The sequence below is a fragment of the Bacteroides cellulosilyticus genome, from assembly GCF_020091405.1.
Classification (GTDB): domain Bacteria; phylum Bacteroidota; class Bacteroidia; order Bacteroidales; family Bacteroidaceae; genus Bacteroides.
On sequence record NZ_CP081903.1, the window covers coordinates 4,046,348 to 4,065,437 of the forward strand.

Consider the following 19,090-nt stretch of genomic DNA (forward strand, 5'->3'; position numbering starts at 1 on the left):
TTTTTTAGAAGTTACCAGTAACGTTCATCCGCCGAACCATACAAAGCCATTACCCGGTCGGTGTCCTTTTTCTTTTTCGCCCGCAGGTAGGAAACAGAAATATTCTTACGGGTGTAGTAACTCACCAAATCCCGGTAGTTCTTGATGGAGTTATACGTCCGGTCGATAACGTCCATCCGTTCTTTATCGGACATGGAAAGCCCGTTGATGTTCACCACGCTTTTCATTTCTTCCAGCACATCGGAACTTTCCTGCAACAGTTGGGTATATCCGTAGGCAATCGCCGAAAGCTCGTCCGGCGTATAGTTTTCATCCGAAAGCATCTTCTGAAAACTGTTCACATAGATGTCGGAAATCTCACCGATAAGCAGGATAGACTTCTGTACTTTCCGGGCATCTTTGACAAGGTTATGCACTGATTTTAAGGCATCGTAGTACTCCTTGCCTTGATTGTACAGCTTTACTGTTTCCTGAAAATTCTTTATCATTGTTTGGGCTGTGGAGGACGTTTGAACGATATTCTTTGACGCATTGATAATCCCTTGCGCCAAGTTGCCGGGGTCACTCACCACCCATTGTGCGTTTAACTTTCCGGCAAAAAGGCTGCATATTACAAGCAGCATTATAATCTTTGTTCTCATACGCTTACTTCTTTATTGGTTGTTTACTCCGTTTGTATTCTCCACCGGGTGAAAGCAGAATCCGGTCGTTCTCTTTGTCATAGGTCAGCAGGACGGAAAGCCCCGTTTCGATGAACAGGTTTCCGTCCTGTTCTGAAATCTGATAGGTTTCCGTTTGGATAGTCCCCCGGTAGGTCATTTTGCGGGTCGTTACCCTATAATGCCCGTTTTTTTCAAAGAGAGAGAACGCAGGACGGTTTTTCACGCTTTCCCAGTCACCACGCATCGCCCTAAGACGGTCGGTGTTCGTTTCCTTACAGGAAGAAAGCCCCAGTAACAAAGTGCATAACAGCACCGGAAACAGGAATTTTAAATGTTTCATACTGATTGATTTTTAAATTGTTAGTTGATTATTTTTCGGGATTGCGCTTGCTTTCGGCAAGCCGTTTGATAGCCAGTTCGAGATTACCGCCCAACTTTTCGGACAAGGCGAATAGTTCCATCTTTTCCGTTTCTTCGGTGGTGTATGTAAAATATTCGTCCAAACTCACTTCGGTAGCATATACGGCTGATTGTGTACCGCCTAAGCCTATCCAAACTTCCTTGTATTTCCGGTTCGGATGATTGGCAAGGTTGATGGAAAGCACCTGTGAACGTTCCTTATCGGTCAGTCCCAAAAGGTTCTGTATGCTATCGAATTTATTAAGGTATTTCCTTTGGTCGAGCAGTATCTTACAATCCGAATTGTTTATAATGCTCTCTTTTACAATGGGAGAAGATATAATATCTTCGACCTCTTGGGTAACTACAATCGCTTCGCCGAAATACTTTCTAACGGTTTTGTATAAATATTTTATGTAGTCCGCCATGTTCGCCGATGCAATCGCTTTCCATGCTTCTTCTATCAATATTAATTTCCTGATACCCTTTAATTTACGCATCTTGTTAATGAAAACTTCCATAATGATAATGGTTGTAATCGGAAATAAAATTTTGTGGTCTTTGATATTATCCAACTCAAAGACAATGAAGCGTTTATGCAGCAAATCAAGTTCCTTGTCGGAGTTCAGCAGGTAGTCGTATTCGCCCCCTTTATAGTAAGGTTCTAATACATTCAGGAAATTGTCTATATCGAAATCCTTTTCCCGGACGTTCTTTTCTTGCAGGTGCACCCGGTAATCGGTTTTCACATACTCGTAGAACGTATTGAAGCAGGGAGTAACTGAACTGTCCTTAGTAATCAGTTCGATATAGGAACTTACAGCGTTCGACAAAGCCACTTCTTCCGCCCGTGTGGGTGCTTCATCATCCCTTTTCCACAGGGTCAGGATAAGCGTTTTGATACTTTCCTTTTTCTCGATGTCAAATATCCCATCTTCAACATAGAAAGGATTAAACGCTATCGGGTTTTCAGTGGTATAGGTAAAATATATCCCATCTTCCCCGTGCGTTTTCCGGTTTATCATTTCACACAGCCCCAAATAACTGTTTCCGGTATCAACCAACAGGACGTGCGCATTTTGTTCGTAATACTGGCGCACCATGTGGTTGGTAAAAAATGACTTGCCGCTACCACTCGGCCCAAGTATGAACTTGTTGCGATTGGTAATGATACCTTTTTTCATGGGCAGGTCTGATATGTCGATGTGCAACGGCTTTCCCGTGACCCTATCCACCATCTTGATGCCAAAGGGAGAAAGCGAACTTTTGTAGTTCGTTTCTTCGGTGAACAGGCAAAGAGCCTGTTCAATAAAGGTGTAGAAACTTTCTTCCGCCGGGAAGTCCGCCTGATTACCGGGTATGCCCGCCCAAAACAGGGTCGGCGTGTCGGTGGTGTTGTGGCGTGGCTTGCACTCCATAAGTGCGAGCTGTGCCCCCACATCATTTTTAATGTGCTTCAATTCGTCCCGGTCGTCACTCCAAGCCATGATATTACAATGGCATCGCACGGAGATAAGCCCCTGTGAATGTGCTTCGTTCAAATATTCCTCTATCCAAGACTTGTTAATCTGATTGGCACGACTGTATTTGGAAAGGGAGTGCATATTGCGAGCCATCTTTTCAAACTGTTTCAGGTTCTCCGTATGGTCGTCAATGAAGATGTACTGGTTATATATATGGTTACAGGAGAGCAGCACGCCCACCGGAGAAGCAAAAGATAACCTGCAATCGCTCCGGTCGGTGGATAGCTTTTCATAGCGGGTGTCAGTCCCTACTTTTCCCGGCATATCTTCCGCATCCGAAAGGGTATGCAAACAAAGAATATCATCGCCAATCTTCATTTCGTCAGCACCCAGCGAAATATCTTTCAGTGTGGTGGTATCGGTCTGTGAGAGTGAAAAGTATTTTTCCACGATACCCGCCGTTTCCTTTGTTCCGGTGATTTCGTCCGAGTTCAGGCGGGTAAGGGTAATGAAACCGCTATCGTTCATAATGCTTTCAAACTGCCCCACCGCTTCGAGGAACTTTGTAACGGTTTCCCTGTCCTTTATCTCTTTGGGGACAAGGAAGCCCCGGCAAAGGGTGGAGAAATTACTCTGCATCCGGCTACGTTCCTTTGTCGTTTTCGTCAGAAACAAATAGCAGGTATGGTTTAAGAACGGTCTTTCATTAAAATGCCGTTCAAAGGAACGGGAAAGGAAACTCAAATCATCCTTTTGGATGTCAGGCGCATAGTTCTCTTTGATGAACCAGTCCTGTTTATGTACGATGCTGTAATCGGGCAGCACCTTGACTGCTTTGTTCCAAGCGGAATGTATCGCTTCGTATTCAGCAGCCGTGACGGTGAACAGTTCGGGCAGTTCCACCCTGAACGCCACTGTTATATCGGCATCTTTGGAAACGATGCAGCCGTTTTCCACCGTGAACAGTGGAAACTTGTTTTCCAGCGTGGTAGCTTTTAATATATTTCTCATTTCGATGCTTGTTTCTGATTTTTAGTGAATAATCGGGATATGGCTTTTCGGTTGATGATATGGAAAGGGTGGCTTTTGCGTGCGGACAATTTCATTAACCCGTGTGTCCCGTACTTTTCGTTTAACCGGAATGTGAGCCATACAAGCAGCGTTGCCGAAGTAACGCCGAAGATGATGCACACCCACTGGTTAATGCCTACCATGTACATGATGATGAAAAGCACGAACAGGGCTAACAGTCCGCCCGCAAAAATGAAAAGATATTGACTTCTCAACCCCCGAAACTCAACTGGCTTGCCTATTCCCCTGTTAATCGGATAGTCTGCCATAGTCCATTTATTTAGAGGAAGAATGAACGTAGGATGGTGGCAGCGACTATCAGGAAGATACAAGCACCGAACCACGAAGCCGCCGTTTTGCTCGTATCGGGGTCACCCGAAGAAAATTTGCCATATACTTTCACGCCACCAATCAAGCCTACCACCGCACCGATGGCGTAAATTAATTTTGTCGCCGGGTCAAAATAGGATGTTACCATGTTGGTAGCTTCTGTAATACCCGCCATGCCGTTACCTTGTGCAAACGTAGCGGATGCAGCCAATAGAGCGACTGCTGAAAAGAGAACTTTCTTTTTCATTATAAATACATTGATTTTTTAATTGCCGGACGGGTGGATAGTCCGCCCGGCGGAGTGATTAATAATTGATTTTTGTGGTTGCGGGGAGTGTTCCCCATGTTCGGAAAGGTCTGTCTTAACCGTAATCTCTTTGTTTCATCATCTTATTATTTAAAGTTTACCATTAAAGAAAATCGTTCATGTCAAAGTCTGCCATTTCATTACTTCCGGCAGCCGGGACGGTGGCGGGCATGGGTATCTCATGCTTTTGTAAAAGTTCCGCCACCCGTGACCTGCCCCCGTTAATCTGCTCCACCAGCGAATGAAACAGGTTTGTTTCCGTCCGGCAGATGGTTTGAACCGCTTGCCGTTCTTCCGTTTCGGACGCTTGTTTTATCTGAATGACCTGTACCATTTGCGCCAGCTCACCCAGCGTGATACCCTGTGCCATTTCCGGTTCACCGTTACCCATGTAGCAGGCGATTTCTTCCGCTTCGATTTCATCCGCCGAAACGTCCGTTTCTTCCGTATTTTCCGTTTCAAATTCCATTTCAAATTCGGTTTCAATCGCTTGTAGGGTATCGGTATTTTCATCTTCCACCTGTTTGTTATCAGGCGTTTCTTCCACCGCTTCATCGCTTTGCGGGGCAAATATAGAAGCATTATCCACCCCTTTTGAAAGGTGTCCTAAGATGTCCCCGTTTGTCCTCATTTGTCCCACCCGGTAACGGCTTGCACCTACAAGACAATCACCGTTTCCGGCTTTCACGGTCGGTTTGCTTTTGGGCTGCTCCGGCTGCTTTTTCCCACCCGTGAACCATGTTCCCAAGCTATCCCTGTATCGCCATAAGAGAACGGCGTAATACAGGAGTGTTCCGATAATAAACCATTTCAACATATCAGAACGGCTTTTCAAATTTGCTTTCGTACAGTTCGTTTATCTCGTCCTGAAACTGCTCGAAATGCCGAAGCAGGATATTTTCTACATAGCTGCTCACGGTTGCCTTGCGTCCGCCAATAACAGTTACTATTTTCATTAGCTTTTCGTGGGTGGTACGGCTGACATATAACGGTTGGCGGTCGGTCAAGTCCACCCGCATGAAATAGGTTTCCCGGTAATCGCCCGGAGTGTTCTTTTTCCGGCGGGCAGGTTCTTTCACCGCCTTTTCTTCCTTAGGTTCTGCCTTGATTTCTTCCTTATTCACTGTTTCCGGCTTATCCGGTGTTTCCACCGCCACCGATGGCATTTCCTGTTTTTTCACGGGCAAGCCCTGTGAAATAATCTCTTTCATAAAATCCTCGTCTATTTGCGGTTTCCCGCCGCTTTGCTTTGCCATATCGTTACAGTTTTATAAGGTATGCGATTTCGGTTATCAGTTCTTCCATGTTGCTGCCCTTTACCAGCCGTTTGTCCGCCGGGAACAGCGTAGAACGGAACACGGTTTTACGCTGTGCGTCCAGTTCCTTTTTAAACCTTTTGGTGTCCGGGATAAATACTTTCATAAGGGGTAATTCCAGTTCCCCGATGGTCTGTTCATACAGGGTGTACAGGTCTGTTTTTTCCCGCCCATCTACCATGTTCCAAAACAGGTGCAGCCCTTTCAGTCGGCACGCTTCATTCCTTACCAGCAGTTTGTCGATAGCCACCGCAAAGGAAAGGCTGCTTTCCAATACCACCCGGTCGGCGGCTATGGGAGTGAAAATGTAGTCCACCCCTGAAAGCGAATTGATAACGCCCTCACTGTTCACCGTTCCGGGCAGGTCGAAAAAGACCACATCATAATCCGACCCGGCAGACGCAAGAAATTCATCCGCCGTTTTTATCGCTTCGTCCGGCGAACTGCATAAGACCGGGTACGCTTTCTTTCCCAGCGTCTTGAACTGGTGAAAGGCAAGCTGTTTGTAATAATCGTCACCGTTTACTTGTTCGGCATCCCGTTTGCGCATGGCACTGATACTGTGCTGCGGGTAATCGCAATCCACGACCGCCACGTTATACCCTTTGAGATAATACAGATAACTTGCCACCAAAACGGTGAACGTTGTTTTGCCGACCCCGCCCTTTTGGGTGGAGAAAGCTACATACAAGGTTTCTTTCTTCATTGTAATAATTCTTTTTTGTGATACATCTTTATTTCATTCCATCCGTAGAGATTGACGGATGGTTTTCTTTCGTTCCATGTTGAAAGCACGAAAGAGAGCATGACTTCTTTTTCACTTTCCTTGTTTCTTGCTATCTTTCTGCAAAGACAGCCTGTTCGCTTTCTTGCTTCTTTGTTTTCATTCATTCCACAAAGACAGCTTGTTTTCTTTGCAGACAGTTTGCTTTCCCGATTGAAAGCCTGTTTCCTTTCAATCATTCCATCCGGTTTGCTTTCTTGCTTTCTTGAAAGATTGTAATCTTGAAATCTTGTTTTCAAGTTTTCAAAACCGCTTTCTTTCCGTCTGCTTTCCGTTACATATATCCATCTATCCATATTGCTTTCTTTCTTAAATCCGGGACAAATAAACGTAGAAAAGCAACCCCTTTTGAAAGGTGTCCTCAAATGTCCCCGTTTGTCCTCATTTGTCCTATAACCCGCTATTTCACAGCATTTTTAATACCCGTTACTTTGCAACCGAAAGGTATCGGTCAGGCTAACCAAGCCCCCGCCACCGGGAGCGTTCCAATATCCGCTAACCCCAATCCGTCCGTAGGCGGATTTTTATTTGCACTGGCAAATAGCAAGGTGTGTTCTAAGCAGCTTGAAATTCTTTCAGCAGCTTTGAACGCCTTGCCCGGACGAAGCCGGGATAGGGTCACTCCGAAGTCGTAACCCTTTAAAAAAAATGTAGCATGAAACAGAAAAATGAAAATGCGCCCCATCCGGGTGGCGCAGGACGAAAGCCCAAAGCAGACCCGGCAGTGTTCCGGTACTCTATCAGCTTCAATGCGATAGACCACGCCCGCTTTTTGGCATTGTTCGACCAGTCCGGTATGCGCACGAAAGCGCATTTTATCACCGCCCGTATCTTCGGAGAACCGTTCAAAGTGATTAAAATAGACAAGGCGGCGGTAGAATATTATACCCGGCTGACCGCTTTATATTCCCAGTACAGGGGTATCGCCGTGAATTATAATCAGGTGGTAAAGGCTCTCAATACCAATTTCTCAGAGAAGAAAGCTCTCGCTTTTCTCTATAAACTGGAAAAGGCAACGATAGAACTTGCCGACTTGAACCGCCAAATTATTGAACTGACCCGTGAATTTGAAACAAGATGGTTGCAAAGATAAGCGTAGGCAGTTCCCTGTTCGGTGCGCTATCCTACAACCAAAACAAGGTGGATGAAGAGCAGGGAAAGGTACTTTTAAGCAACCGTATGTTTGAAAGCGAGGACGGAAATTTCAGCATCCGGCGATGTATGGAATGTTTCGATATGCACCTGCCCGCAGACCTGAAAACGGAAAAGCCGATTATCCATATCTCCCTGAACCCGCACCCGGACGATGTACTTTCTGATAGCCAGTTGGCGGATATTGCCAAAGAGTATATGGATAAGTTGGGGTACGGCAACCAGCCGTATATGGTTTACAAGCACGAAGATATTGCAAGGCATCATATACATATCGTTTCCATCCGGGTAGATGATACAGGCAAAAAGATAAATGACAAGTTCGAGCATATCCGTAGCAAACAAATCACCCGTGAACTGGAACAGAAGTACGGTCTGCATCCGGCAGAGAAGAAACAGGCAGCCGACCGCCCCGAACTTAAAAAGGTGGACTACCGGGCAGGGGACGTAAAGCACCAGTTATCCAATACGGTGAAAGCCCTTGCCAGCAGTTACCGTTTCCAGAGTTTCACGGAATACAAAGCGTTGCTATCTATATATAATGTACAGGCGGAAGAAGTGAAAGGGGAAGTGAACGGAAAACCCTATAACGGCATTGTCTATTCGGCGACCAATGACAAGGGAGAAAAGCAGGGAAATCCGTTCAAATCTTCCTCTTTGGGAAAGTCGGTAGGTTACGAAGTCATCCAAAGACACATCAAGAAATCGGCAAAAGACATTCAGGACAAGAACCTGAAAGAGCGTACCCGCCGGACGGTTGGGGCAGTAATGAAATCCGCCCGTAGCCGGGAACAGCTTATTACGGAATTGAAAGCGAAAGGCATAGATGTTCTTTTCCGGCAGAACGATACAGGCAGGATATACGGTGTAACATTCATCGACCACGAAAACCGTACCGTCCTAAACGGTTCACGGTTGGGCAAGGACTTTTCCGCCAATGTGTTCAATGACCTGTTTTCCGGCTCCCGTACTTTGACGGGAAACAGTAAACAGGAAACGCAGGAGCAAAAACCGGAATATAACCTGACCGGACACCTTGAAAATACAGGAAAAACCATTGCGGGACTGTTCAGCCTGTTATCCGGTGGGGACGATACGCCACCCGACAACAGCCAAGTTCCACCACCCAAGAAGAAAAAGAAGAAGAAACAAAGACGTATTTAATAACTATAAAAATTTCAATTATGCAGAATGAAGATGATTTAAGAGGACTTGCAAAAGTCATGGACTTTATGCGGGCAATCAGTATTTTATTTGTAGTGATAAACATCTATTGGTTTTGTTATCAGTCGTTTATGGAATGGGGTGTCAATATCGGGGTAGTCGATAAAATCCTGCTGAACTTCCAGCGTACCGCCGGGCTGTTCTCCAATATCCTATATACCAAACTTTTTTCAGTGGTATTCCTTGCACTTTCCTGTTTGGGAACAAAGGGAGTGAAAGAGGAAAAAATCACATGGAACAAGATTTATGTTTTCCTGACAATCGGTTTTATCCTGTTCTTCCTGAACTGGTGGTTATTGGTTTTACCGTTGCCACTGGCGGCAAACACGGCATTGTATATCTTTACCATGACAGCCGGGTATCTTTCGTTATTGGCAGCCGGAGTATGGATTTCCCGCCTGTTGAAAAATAGCCTGATGGATGATGTGTTTAATTTGGAAAATGAAAGTTTCGCACAGGAAACACGCCTGATAGAAAACGAATATTCCGTAAATCTTCGTTCTCGTTTCTACTATAAAAAGAAGTGGAACGATGGATGGATAAACGTTGTAGCAATTTTTCGTGCGTGCATCGTTGTTGGAAATCCGGGCAGTGGGAAGTCTTTTTGTGTCGTAAACCAATTTATCAAACAGCAAATAGAAAAGGGCTTCGCAATGTATCTGTATGACTATAAATTTCCCGACCTTTCGGAGATAGCCTACAATCATTTGCTTAACCATTCGGACGGGTACAAGGTGAAGCCCAAATTTTACATAATCAATTTTGATGACCCACGTAAGAGCCACCGATGTAACCCGATAAATCCGGCATTTATGACGGACATATCAGACGCATACGAAGCCAGTTATACAATCATGTTAAATTTGAACCGCAGTTGGATAACCAAACAGGGGGATTTCTTTGTAGAAAGTCCTATTATCTTACTGGCTTCTATCATTTGGTTTTTGAAAATCTATCAGGGTGGGAAGTATTGTACATTCCCGCACGCCATTGAATTTCTGAACAAGAAATATGCCGACACGTTTACAATTTTAACCAGTTATCCCGAACTGGAAAACTACCTTTCACCGTTCATGGACGCATGGGAATCCAATGCGCAAGACCAGCTTCAAGGGCAGCTTGCAAGTGCTAAAATCCCACTTTCAAGAATGATTTCACCTGCCCTGTATTGGGTAATGACAGGGGATGATTTTTCACTGGATATAAACAATCCGGAAGAACCTAAAATTTTGGTGGTAGGCAATAATCCCGACCGCCAAAATATCTATTCCTGTGCTTTGGGTTTGTATAATTCCCGTATCGTAAAGCTGATAAACAAGAAGCACCAGCTAAAATGTTCTGTAATCATTGATGAATTACCGACCATCTATTTTCGGGGACTGGATAACCTGATAGCAACGGCACGAAGCAACAAGGTAGCGGTCTGTTTGGGCTTTCAGGATTTCAGCCAGTTACGCCGGGACTATGGGGACAAGGAAAGCAAAGTTATCGAAAATACGGTGGGTAATATTTTTTCCGGTCAGGTGGTTTCTGAAACGGCAAAAACGCTTTCAGACCGTTTCGGAAAGGTACTACAAAAACGGCAAAGTATGACTATCAATAGGAATGATAAATCAACCTCAATCAGTACGCAAATGGATAGTTTGATACCACCCAGTAAAATATCCAACTTGACGCAGGGTATGTTCGTGGGTGCGGTCAGTGACAACTTCGATGAACGCATCGAGCAGAAGATTTTTCATTGTGAAATTGTGGTGGATAACGAGCAAGTGAAGCGGGAAACAGCCAATTACAAGAAGCTACCCAAAATCATAGATTTTAGGGACGAGGACGGGAACGACCGGATGCAGGAAGAAATACAGGCAAATTACAACCGGGTCAAGCAGGAAGTTCAGCAGATTGTCACGGACGAAATGGAACGGATAAAGAATGACCCTGACTTGCAGCATCTTATCAAGGTAGAAGAATAAATAACAATAAGTAGGGAGGGATGAATAGATGCTATTTCATCCCTTTTTAAAAAGGTAAACCATTCAAATCCAATTTTTCTGCAATATAATCAACCAGTTTATTGGACAAATCTAATAATTCATTAATCTCACTTTCGGTAATCTCAACAATTTCTCCATCTAATGTTTTCCCATTTCTATGAACAATATTATTTCGCATACCAGTGAGATGTTTTTTTAAATCTTCAAATGCAGGGAAACTTATATTGAAAGCTGAATTGTAATAAACAGATACTTTCTCTAAATTATGATAGTTCAATTTCATTAAAGCTGATTTTACCATTTTATGTTTCTCACTATTGTTTTTTTCAGCTATATCAGGTTCTTTATATCGAGGATGATTAATTATAATATTATCAACATATTCACTGTTTGATTTTGTTAAATTAATAATTGTTTCATATAAAAACAGTTCTAAGGAAGATACAATACTACTATAAATCTGTTTTCTAAATATTTTATCTAATTCTTCAACTCCTAATCTTATTTTATTTAATCTATCAATATTGATTATACTTTGTTGATATTCTTCATGCGAATTTCTATAAGGAGCTGATATGTAAGTATAGTCGTCATAGTCTTGATTGTCTAACTCCCATGAATCAATCCATACTTGATTTCTATCATTAATTCCATTGATTTTTTTTAAAATGTCTTGAGGAGAATCTTTTTTAAAAGATATAATATAGCTATATAAAGTGTCATCATATCCTGTATATTCCTCAATAACAGGTTTTAATGTATCTAATTCATCCGTAGTTATTCCCAAGATACTTGCTAAACGACTGTTGTATTTTTCTTCCAACATATCAAAATAGTATTCTTTCATTATTCCCATATATACTTTTCTGTCAAAATTAAATAAATATAAATATTAGCACGGACACTTGTCGTTTTTTGCTATTATATCTCCAATTGGAGATATAAGCTCTTCTGAGAATTTATCAAAAAAATAAGAATCTAAATGAAAATTTTTCTTATAGTCATCAAGTATATTGCTTTTTTCCATTTTGAAGAAATTGGAAATACCTTCCTTTGCCATTATTTGATAATCAATCTCAAAAGTATCTATTGAAATGATTTTGTATTTGTTTTTTTGAATAATGGAAATATCAATATCTTTCTTTTTTAGATATGCTTCTGCAATCCGAGTTAAGCAATCATTTATGCTTGGGCATCCAGCATACCATTCTTCAAATGTTACCATTATAGGGAAAAAATTTATATTCTCATTATACGGAAGGTTTGTTATTTTATTGCATCTATAATCATTATAAACTTTATATATTTTACCAATTTCTATTCCTAATATGATAATGTCCTTTGTTAAAGTGTCAGGAATTAACTTTATATAATTTTCATCGTTAATTAAATTGTTATCTATAACACAATCTATACTTGTCATATCAAAGCTCCATTGCTTTCTCGATTTAGCCATCAATCGTTTAGCCTTACATTCTATGAAAAGAATATTTTCTGAATCTGAAACAATCCAATCAGATGTTTTGTTATTATCTTTTCCGTATGGAATTTCGGGAGATATGAAATAAGAAGAAGGACTATAATGTTTTATAACTTCTCCTGTGTATTTTTCAAAACTTTTTCCAAAAGGTCCAGAAACATTATTTTGCGGAATGTTTGCAATGTAATATATACCTGAATTTAATTGATTTAATAAATATCTTGGTGATATACAATAGATATTATTGTTATATTCAAAAAGAGGATAGATTATATGTGGAGAATCATTATAGTTAAAAAGTTCTTCGTCTGTATATTTTGTACTTAATTTTGCCATATCCTTGTGTTCCGATAATGTTTTGCAAAATATAGATATAGTTTTTTGAATATTTTCGGCATTAAATGGAGTGCCTTGATAATTCTTTGGAAAAGAGATTAAATGATTAAGGCTAAATGCGAACTGTTGAGTAAATTTTGAATATAGCCAAAAAGCACAAATAACAAAATCTTTATATTTCATATTGATTTTATTCTCAATGACTTCACGAAGCTTTTCATCTTTAAATATCCAATAGTAACGATATGTTTCATATACGATATTCGTTGAGTTTTGTAATTTTGTTTGATTAAAACAGAATGAATGTAACCATGTCCATATATCAGTATCTATCGCATCTTTATTTATTTTTTCTTCTAATTTTGTAAGTTCTACAACTATTCTTAATCTATCTTTAAAATTGCCAAGATAGTATTTACCTTTATTAAAAGTGCAGTATTTTAGAGAGTTAGCGATTAGAAAGTCACATATATTAGGCATAAGAATAACATTATTACTATTCTCTATGTGAGGAAGTCTATAATATCCTATTCCTTTTTCAAGTGCAAGTAAATATTGACGAATAACAAACAGATTATCAATAATATTGTAATCTGTCAACTTGTTTAATATAGGTTTAATTCTTGAAAAATAATCCATTTCACAAAGTGCTTATATAATTAAACAATTTCAAAATATCCTCTTTTCCAGCAATAATTGTGACTAAAGAACTAATAAAACCAGCTAATGCAATAATTCCAGAAATAATATTCCAAAAATTACTATTTATAATACTCCTAACTCGTGACGATGATATGATACCAAACCAATTAAAAAGAAATGGTATGATATTAATTATACTTTTTACTCCTTCTCGAAACCATATAATTGGATTTTTAATTTGCTTTTTTATACAATTTATTCTCTCATTTTGATAACCTATATATCTTAATAAACATTCATCTGTTGAATATATGTCAAACTCCTCAATATCATGATTTCTAAACTTTGGTATTGTATTTAAAATAACTTCTAATTGCGGATATAGTATTGAGCAAATGCAGGTTTATAATCCATCTTTCCAAATCCACTAATTATATTCTGAATATGTTGAGAATTCATAATAAGCCAGTTATATAAGTCAAGAGAGGTTGATTGGTTATTATTACTATTGAATTGATTACAAAATTCTATGAACTTATCTCTATATTCAATTACACTGTTATTATCTTTGATGTATTTGTTAAGACTACATTTTATAGTATTCCAACCCATCAATAATAAAATAATCAATATTATTACGGTTATTATCATATCTACTTTAATTGATGATTATACAAAACGATATTCGCTTTCAAAGATAATAATTTATTGGCAATTATTGATATGCTTGGACAAATAAGGACAAACGAGGACTAATGAAGCCACCTATTCCCAAATCCTTAAATATACTCTATTTCATCCTTACTTTTACTTCCGAAATTTTTATTTACTCACTAAAATTCAAAACATTATGGATGTAAACACAGCCAACCAGTCCACCACTGACGAACAGATGATGGATATTCTTCTTGTACTGGATAAGGAGAAAAAGACAATCAGCGCAGTAAAAGGTGTGGATGAAAACGGGGAACTCCAAACCGTACCGCCGGAGAACAACAGCGAACTTTTGAAATTCGACCGTCACGGTGATTTCTTTTCCAACTTCTTTTCCAACATGATGAACCAGTTGAAGAACCCTACCCGTTTTAACTTCTTCAAAATCCCTAAGATTGAACTTCCCAAAATCGAGCCGATAATCAGGGATAATTTTAATCATCCGACACCTGAAAACGAAGCGGGCATAGAGCGTTATCGGGTGACACCTGAAACCGTGAAGCAGGAAGCGAAGAAAGAACAGCAGGAAACCCAAACCCAACAACCACAGCAGCCAGCTAAAGAAACGGGAGCAACGGCGCAAGCACCGCAGCAACCCGACAAAAGCAAGTATGTGATTGACCCGGATAAAGTGGACTGGGAAGCCTTGAAGAATTTTGGTCTATCCAAAGAACAGCTTGAAAAGGCAAAGGCTTTAGAACCCATGTTAAGGGGGTACAAGTCGCCCGGAGCGTTCACCATTGCAGGTAACTACAATTCAGCCATTATGAAACTGGACGCACGTTTATCTTTCCGGCACGACAAGGACGGGAATGTAGTTTTGGCTATACACGGCATCCGACAAAAGCCGGAACTTGAACGCCCGTTCTTCGGACATGAATTTTCCAAAGAGGATAAAGCCAATCTTCTTGAAACGGGAAACATGGGACGGATAGTAAACCTGAAAAACTATATCACAGGAGAAATGATACCCTCTTTCGTCAGCGTGGATAAGGTAACAAACGAATTGGTTTCCATGCGTGCAAGCAGCGTCCAAATACCGGATGAAATAAAGGGTGTCAAACTGAACAAGGAACAGCAGCAAGCCTTACGGGAAGGAAAAGGGGTATTCCTTGAAAACATGATTTCCAACCGTAAAAATCCCTTTTCCGCAACCGTTCAGGTCAATGCCGATAAGAAAAGTCTGGAATTTATCTATCCCAATGCCAAACAGTCACAGGAGCAAGGGCAGAAACAGACGCAGCAGAACAGCCTTGTCACCAGTGACGGTGTAACCATTCCCAAAAGCATTTCAGGAATAGAGCTATCCCGCCAGCAACAGCAGGATTTAGTCAATGACAAGACCATCTTTGTTGCCGGGCTGAAAGACAAGCGGGGGGTCGAATACGATGCTTATATTCAGGTGAACCATGATAAGAAGAAGTTAGGCTTTTACAGTGACAATCCCAGCTTTGACCGTTCCGCCGTAAAAGAGATTACTCCGGCAAGCAAGAACCGCACACAGGTAGCGGTCAATTCGGAAGGCAAGACCAACGAAGCCACCAAAAAAGTGAAAGAACCCTTGAAAAAGGGTCAGGACAAGCCCACTGAAAAACAAAAGACCAAGCAGGATAAAAAGGAGAAGCAGGAGCAGACGGACAAACCCAAACAGAGCAGGGGACGCAAAAGATGATAGCGGTGTTAATCCTTATCCCGGTTGTCGGTTTTGCCCTGTTTTTCTTCGCCTGTTACAAAACAGACTGGGAAGCCATAGACGAGCAGAACCGACAATATTATATAGATGGCTACCACATCTATTATGACCGGAAAATCCTAAGACAAAAAGAAGTGGAACAATTAAAATCAAAATTAGAATGATTGCAGTAATCGGAGAAAAACCAAGTGTGGCAAGGGACATTGCCCGTATTTTAGGAGCGAGTGAAAAACAGGATGGCTACCTTTCAGGTAACGGGTATCTCGTTACCTGGGCGTTCGGCCATCTTGTAGGTTTGGCAATGCCGGAAGCATACGGCATACAGAGTTTCCGCCGGGAAAGTCTGCCTATTATCCCGGATAGTTTTCAACTTACACCCCGACAAGTGAAAGCGGAAAAAGGGTACAAGGCAGACCCCGGCGCATTGAAACAACTAAAGGTAATCAAAGAAGTATTCGACCAGTCGGATAAGATAATTGTCGCTACCGATGCAGGGAGAGAGGGAGAACTCATATTTAGATATATTTACAATTACATTGGATGCAACAAGCCCTTTGTCCGTTTATGGATAAGCAGCCTTACCGACAAGTCAATCCGTGAGGGACTGCAAAACCTGAAAGCCGGCAGCCTGTATGATAACTTATTCCTTTCGGCACAGGCACGCAGTGAAGCGGATTATTTAATTGGCATAAATGGTACACAGGCTTTAAGTGTGGCAGCCGGACAAGGCATTTTTTCTTTGGGACGGGTACAGTCGCCTACGTTGGCAATGATATGTACCCGCTTTTTGGAGAACAAGAACTTTGTCCCGCAAAAGTATTGGCAACTGAAATTACAGGCAGCAAAGGAAAATGTAACTTTTGCGGCACTATCCGCAGACAAATACGATGTACAGCAGCCCGCCATCGACACGCTGCAAAGGATAAAGGAAGCGGAAACGGTACAGGTGAAAACCGTAGAACGTAAGGAAGTAAACCAAGAACCGCCGTTGCTCTATGATTTAACTTCACTTCAAAAAGAAGCGAATACCAAACTGAATTTTTCCGCAGACAAAACCCTATCCATCGCCCAAAAGTTATACGAAGGTAAACTAATCAGCTACCCCCGAACCGGAAGCCGTTATATCTCACAGGACGTATTCGAGGAAATCCCGGAACGTCTTGTTAATTTGGAACAGTACGCCCGCTTTGCCGGATATGCTGCCGGGATGAAAGGCAAAGCCTTAAATTTCCGTTCCGTGAACGATGGCAAGATAACAGACCATCACGCCCTGATAGTAACGGAAAACCTGCCCGGTAAACTGGAAACAGACGAACAGGCAGTTTACGAACTGATAGCCGGACGAATGTTGGAAGCCTTTTCTGAAAAATGCGTCAAAGACGTTACCAGTGTAACGCTGGAATGTGCAGGGTCGCTTTTCACGGTCAAAGGGTCTGTAATCAAGTCCGCCGGATGGCGTGCCGTATTCGGCGAGAAAGAGGACGGAGAAGATAACGCCGCTTTGCCCGCCCTGCAGGACGGAGATAGTTTACCGCTTTCCGGCATTGAACTACTGGAGAAACAGACCAAGCCCAAGCCGTTACACACGGAAAGCAGTTTGCTTTCTTCAATGGAAACGGCAGGTAAGGAACTGGAAAACGCCGACCTGAAAGCCAGCATGAAAGATACGGGTATAGGTACGCCCGCAACACGGGCAGCCATCATCGAGACACTGTTTTCCCGCCAGTATATCGTCCGGGAGAAAAAGAACCTTGTCCCAACCGAAAAGGGTCTTGCCGTTTATAATATCATCCGGGATAAGAAGATAGCAGACGTTGAAATGACGGGAATGTGGGAAAATACCCTTGCCAAAATAGAAAGCGGGGAAATGAACCCCGATACGTTCCGTAAAGGCATCGAAGTGTATGCACGGCAAATCACGGCTGAACTTTTGGATGTTCAACTTTCTTTCGCTTCGGGCAGTGGTTGTATCTGCCCGAAATGTAAGACCGGGCGCATCCTTTTCTATCCGAAAGTCGCCAAATGTTCCAATGTGGATTGTTCCGTTACCATCTTCCGCAACAAGAGCGACAAACAGCTAACGGACAAACAGATTACCGAACTGGTGACTGCCGGGAAAACCGGGCTAATCAAAGGCTTTAAAAGCAAGAACGGCAAAGTCTTTGACGCTTCACTTGCCTTTGACGGGCAGTTTAATGTTACTTTCGTGTTCCCTGAAAAGAAAGGCAAACCGAAGAAATAAGACGGAAATAGTTATATTTGCCACAGAAAGTTTCATTATAGATAGATTTATAATTGAAATTTTTGTGGTTGAAGCACCCGGAGGGACACCGGGTGCTTTTTTAAATCATTCTCCTTTATACTGGTAGGTCAGGCGAACGACCTGATTGTCTGTAACCCGGTGTCCGGTCAGTTCCCACTTCGACCCGAAAGTCTTTCCTATAAACTTGATACCGTCCCCAAGCATGACCGGAACGATATACAGCGTTATTTCATCCAGCAGGGACGCTTCAATCAGCGAGGTTATAAACTTACCGCCGCCAATGACCTGAATATCCGTTTCCGAACTTGATTTAAGTTCATTGATTGCCCGTAAAGGCATATCGGTAAGAAAGGTTACATTCTCCTTTTCGGTCACATTGGTGTCGTAGTGGGACACTACAAAAGTCTTTTTACTTTTGTACGGCCATCCGCCCCAATGTTCAAAAATACAGGTATAGGTATTCACTCCGGCAAGCAGTACACCCGATTGTTCATAGGCTGCTGCAATTTCTTTACTCACGTTTTCAGGCATCCAGTCCAATTCATTATCCTTTGTGGCTATGAAGCCATCGAGAGATACGGCAATACAAGTCTTTAAATGTTTCATAATTGATTATTTAACAGTTTCTACTAATAAACTGTTCGGCAGCGCATCCAAAGAAAAAGCGTGAACTCACACTATTCCAACGTAGAGGCACTGGTACGCCTAAGAGAAGAAACAGGCAAGCTCACGCTATACAGAAGTATAGCATGAACATTGCGCATAAATCTCTTCTCTTTGAAAATTACCAGTTTTCTACGTTGAGACGTTCTGCGAACGCTATGTTATATATAAAAGCAATAGGCTAACCTATGCTGCTATTGTCTTATGAAACTGTTGCAAATATACGGAAAGTCCCGGATATACCCGAATAGTAAAAAGAAAATCCTGCCTTATCTCACGACAAAACAGGATTGAAAGCCATTGGAAAAGAAAAAATTAATCAGTTTTCTCACGGATTAACTTGTGTACGTCCGTAGCACGGTAATAACATCTACCGTCCAGCATAAGGAAAGGGAGTATTCCCTTTTTCCGGTAACGGGTCAGTGTTCGGGGTGCTACTTTCAGAAGCAGGCACAAGTCCTGATTATCCAGTAGTTCTTCCCCATCCAAACAATTACGTCCGTTTATCACCCGGTCTATCTTCTTGTCCTGCATATCGAACCTATCCATGATACGTTCCATCCATGCTATGAAATCTTCTCTGTCTATATACATAAGGCT

General features: G+C 41.8%; 20 protein-coding genes. 7 read left to right on the plus strand and 13 right to left on the minus strand.

Annotated elements, in window-relative coordinates:
• Positions 1-11 precede the first annotated feature (11 nt).
• From K6V21_RS14995 to K6V21_RS15035, 9 genes are all read right to left on the minus strand, one after another.
• Positions 12-641, minus strand: coding sequence for a DUF4141 domain-containing protein (locus K6V21_RS14995; RefSeq protein WP_224319105.1), 630 nt, complete (start codon positions 639-641; stop codon positions 12-14).
• Between the two features lie 4 nt (positions 642-645).
• Positions 646-1,002, minus strand: a complete 357-nt coding sequence (locus K6V21_RS15000) for a DUF3876 domain-containing protein (protein WP_224319106.1) — start codon at positions 1,000-1,002, stop codon at positions 646-648.
• 28 nt (positions 1,003-1,030) lie between these two features.
• Complete coding sequence (locus K6V21_RS15005) at positions 1,031-3,535, minus strand: TraG family conjugative transposon ATPase (RefSeq protein WP_196039604.1); 2,505 nt, start codon at positions 3,533-3,535, stop codon at positions 1,031-1,033.
• Positions 3,532-3,864, minus strand: coding sequence for a DUF4133 domain-containing protein (locus K6V21_RS15010; RefSeq protein ID WP_196039603.1), 333 nt, complete (start codon positions 3,862-3,864; stop codon positions 3,532-3,534). Before K6V21_RS15010 ends, K6V21_RS15005 begins: the two co-directional genes overlap by 4 nt.
• Positions 3,865-3,875: 11 nt before the next feature.
• Positions 3,876-4,172 carry a DUF4134 domain-containing protein gene (locus tag K6V21_RS15015; protein ID WP_011107106.1) on the minus strand — a complete coding sequence of 99 codons (297 nt, stop codon included), beginning with the start codon at positions 4,170-4,172 and terminating at the stop codon, positions 3,876-3,878.
• 163 nt (positions 4,173-4,335) lie between these two features.
• Complete coding sequence (locus tag K6V21_RS15020) at positions 4,336-5,049, minus strand: hypothetical protein (RefSeq protein ID WP_196039602.1); 714 nt, start codon at positions 5,047-5,049, stop codon at positions 4,336-4,338.
• Position 5,050: 1 nt separating this feature from the next.
• A complete protein-coding gene (locus K6V21_RS15025) occupies positions 5,051-5,488 on the minus strand; it encodes a DUF3408 domain-containing protein (RefSeq protein ID WP_224319107.1) in 438 nt (145 codons plus the stop codon).
• Positions 5,489-5,492: 4 nt separating this feature from the next.
• Positions 5,493-6,254, minus strand: coding sequence for a ParA family protein (locus K6V21_RS15030; RefSeq protein WP_007216062.1), 762 nt, complete (start codon positions 6,252-6,254; stop codon positions 5,493-5,495).
• A complete protein-coding gene (locus K6V21_RS15035; RefSeq protein ID WP_224319108.1) occupies positions 6,251-6,628 on the minus strand; it encodes a hypothetical protein in 378 nt (125 codons plus the stop codon). Before K6V21_RS15035 ends, K6V21_RS15030 begins: the two co-directional genes overlap by 4 nt.
• Positions 6,629-6,697: 69 nt before the next feature.
• Between K6V21_RS15035 and K6V21_RS15040 the strand changes: the two genes are divergently transcribed.
• Genes K6V21_RS15040 through mobC form a run of 4 tightly spaced genes read left to right on the plus strand, consistent with a single transcriptional unit; the run spans position 6,698 to position 10,678 of the window.
• Complete coding sequence (locus K6V21_RS15040) at positions 6,698-6,967, plus strand: hypothetical protein (protein ID WP_115484113.1); 270 nt, start codon at positions 6,698-6,700, stop codon at positions 6,965-6,967.
• A 20-nt stretch (positions 6,968-6,987) separates the two neighbouring features.
• Positions 6,988-7,425, plus strand: a complete 438-nt coding sequence (gene mobA / locus K6V21_RS15045) for a conjugal transfer protein MobA (protein WP_224319109.1) — start codon at positions 6,988-6,990, stop codon at positions 7,423-7,425.
• Positions 7,410-8,648, plus strand: coding sequence for a conjugal transfer protein MobB (mobB, locus tag K6V21_RS15050; protein WP_224319110.1), 1,239 nt, complete (start codon positions 7,410-7,412; stop codon positions 8,646-8,648). The genes mobA and mobB overlap by 16 nt, the downstream gene beginning before the upstream one ends.
• Before the next feature lie 20 nt (positions 8,649-8,668).
• Positions 8,669-10,678, plus strand: a complete 2,010-nt coding sequence (gene mobC / locus K6V21_RS15055; RefSeq protein WP_224319111.1) for a conjugal transfer protein MobC — start codon at positions 8,669-8,671, stop codon at positions 10,676-10,678.
• 46 nt (positions 10,679-10,724) lie between these two features.
• Here the strand turns inward: mobC and K6V21_RS15060 are convergent, their stop codons facing one another.
• Positions 10,725-11,555, minus strand: coding sequence for a hypothetical protein (locus K6V21_RS15060; protein WP_224319112.1), 831 nt, complete (start codon positions 11,553-11,555; stop codon positions 10,725-10,727).
• A 36-nt stretch (positions 11,556-11,591) separates the two neighbouring features.
• A complete protein-coding gene (locus tag K6V21_RS15065; RefSeq protein ID WP_224319113.1) occupies positions 11,592-13,154 on the minus strand; it encodes a hypothetical protein in 1,563 nt (520 codons plus the stop codon).
• Between the two features lie 853 nt (positions 13,155-14,007).
• Here K6V21_RS15065 and K6V21_RS15070 point away from each other — a divergent pair.
• The 3 genes from K6V21_RS15070 to topB are packed head-to-tail and all read left to right on the plus strand — an operon-like array spanning position 14,008 to position 17,806.
• Positions 14,008-15,543 carry a DUF3945 domain-containing protein gene (locus K6V21_RS15070; protein WP_224319114.1) on the plus strand — a complete coding sequence of 512 codons (1,536 nt, stop codon included), beginning with the start codon at positions 14,008-14,010 and terminating at the stop codon, positions 15,541-15,543.
• Positions 15,540-15,728, plus strand: a complete 189-nt coding sequence (locus tag K6V21_RS15075) for a hypothetical protein (RefSeq protein WP_224319115.1) — start codon at positions 15,540-15,542, stop codon at positions 15,726-15,728. Before K6V21_RS15070 ends, K6V21_RS15075 begins: the two co-directional genes overlap by 4 nt.
• Positions 15,725-17,806, plus strand: a complete 2,082-nt coding sequence (gene topB, locus K6V21_RS15080; RefSeq protein WP_224319116.1) for a type IA DNA topoisomerase — start codon at positions 15,725-15,727, stop codon at positions 17,804-17,806. Before K6V21_RS15075 ends, topB begins: the two co-directional genes overlap by 4 nt.
• Before the next feature lie 105 nt (positions 17,807-17,911).
• Here the strand turns inward: topB and K6V21_RS15085 are convergent, their stop codons facing one another.
• Both K6V21_RS15085 and K6V21_RS15090 read right to left on the minus strand, forming a co-directional pair.
• Positions 17,912-18,433 (minus strand): dihydrofolate reductase family protein, encoded by a 522-nt coding sequence (locus K6V21_RS15085; RefSeq protein WP_224319117.1) that lies wholly within the window; start codon positions 18,431-18,433, stop codon positions 17,912-17,914.
• 372 nt (positions 18,434-18,805) lie between these two features.
• Positions 18,806-19,084, minus strand: a complete 279-nt coding sequence (locus K6V21_RS15090) for a helix-turn-helix domain-containing protein (RefSeq protein WP_175636857.1) — start codon at positions 19,082-19,084, stop codon at positions 18,806-18,808.
• Between the last annotated feature and the right edge of the window lie 6 nt (positions 19,085-19,090).

Coding starts and splice junctions, on each gene's coding strand:
- mobC (WP_224319111.1), top strand. CDS start 8,669: ATGCAGAATGAAGATGATTTAAGAGGACTTGCAAAAGTCATGGACTTT.
- K6V21_RS15025 (WP_224319107.1), bottom strand. CDS start 5,488: ATGGCAAAGCAAAGCGGCGGGAAACCGCAAATAGACGAGGATTTTATG.
- K6V21_RS15060 (WP_224319112.1), bottom strand. CDS start 11,555: ATGGGAATAATGAAAGAATACTATTTTGATATGTTGGAAGAAAAATAC.
- topB (WP_224319116.1), top strand. CDS start 15,725: ATGATTGCAGTAATCGGAGAAAAACCAAGTGTGGCAAGGGACATTGCC.
- K6V21_RS15000 (WP_224319106.1), bottom strand. CDS start 1,002: ATGAAACATTTAAAATTCCTGTTTCCGGTGCTGTTATGCACTTTGTTA.
- K6V21_RS15090 (WP_175636857.1), bottom strand. CDS start 19,084: ATGTATATAGACAGAGAAGATTTCATAGCATGGATGGAACGTATCATG.
- K6V21_RS15010 (WP_196039603.1), bottom strand. CDS start 3,864: ATGGCAGACTATCCGATTAACAGGGGAATAGGCAAGCCAGTTGAGTTT.
- K6V21_RS15005 (WP_196039604.1), bottom strand. CDS start 3,535: ATGAGAAATATATTAAAAGCTACCACGCTGGAAAACAAGTTTCCACTG.
- K6V21_RS15065 (WP_224319113.1), bottom strand. CDS start 13,154: ATGGATTATTTTTCAAGAATTAAACCTATATTAAACAAGTTGACAGAT.
- K6V21_RS15070 (WP_224319114.1), top strand. CDS start 14,008: ATGGATGTAAACACAGCCAACCAGTCCACCACTGACGAACAGATGATG.
- mobA (WP_224319109.1), top strand. CDS start 6,988: ATGAAACAGAAAAATGAAAATGCGCCCCATCCGGGTGGCGCAGGACGA.
- mobB (WP_224319110.1), top strand. CDS start 7,410: ATGGTTGCAAAGATAAGCGTAGGCAGTTCCCTGTTCGGTGCGCTATCC.
- K6V21_RS14995 (WP_224319105.1), bottom strand. CDS start 641: ATGAGAACAAAGATTATAATGCTGCTTGTAATATGCAGCCTTTTTGCC.
- K6V21_RS15075 (WP_224319115.1), top strand. CDS start 15,540: ATGATAGCGGTGTTAATCCTTATCCCGGTTGTCGGTTTTGCCCTGTTT.
- K6V21_RS15040 (WP_115484113.1), top strand. CDS start 6,698: ATGTCCCCGTTTGTCCTCATTTGTCCTATAACCCGCTATTTCACAGCA.
- K6V21_RS15020 (WP_196039602.1), bottom strand. CDS start 5,049: ATGTTGAAATGGTTTATTATCGGAACACTCCTGTATTACGCCGTTCTC.
- K6V21_RS15030 (WP_007216062.1), bottom strand. CDS start 6,254: ATGAAGAAAGAAACCTTGTATGTAGCTTTCTCCACCCAAAAGGGCGGG.
- K6V21_RS15085 (WP_224319117.1), bottom strand. CDS start 18,433: ATGAAACATTTAAAGACTTGTATTGCCGTATCTCTCGATGGCTTCATA.
- K6V21_RS15035 (WP_224319108.1), bottom strand. CDS start 6,628: ATGGATAGATGGATATATGTAACGGAAAGCAGACGGAAAGAAAGCGGT.
- K6V21_RS15015 (WP_011107106.1), bottom strand. CDS start 4,172: ATGAAAAAGAAAGTTCTCTTTTCAGCAGTCGCTCTATTGGCTGCATCC.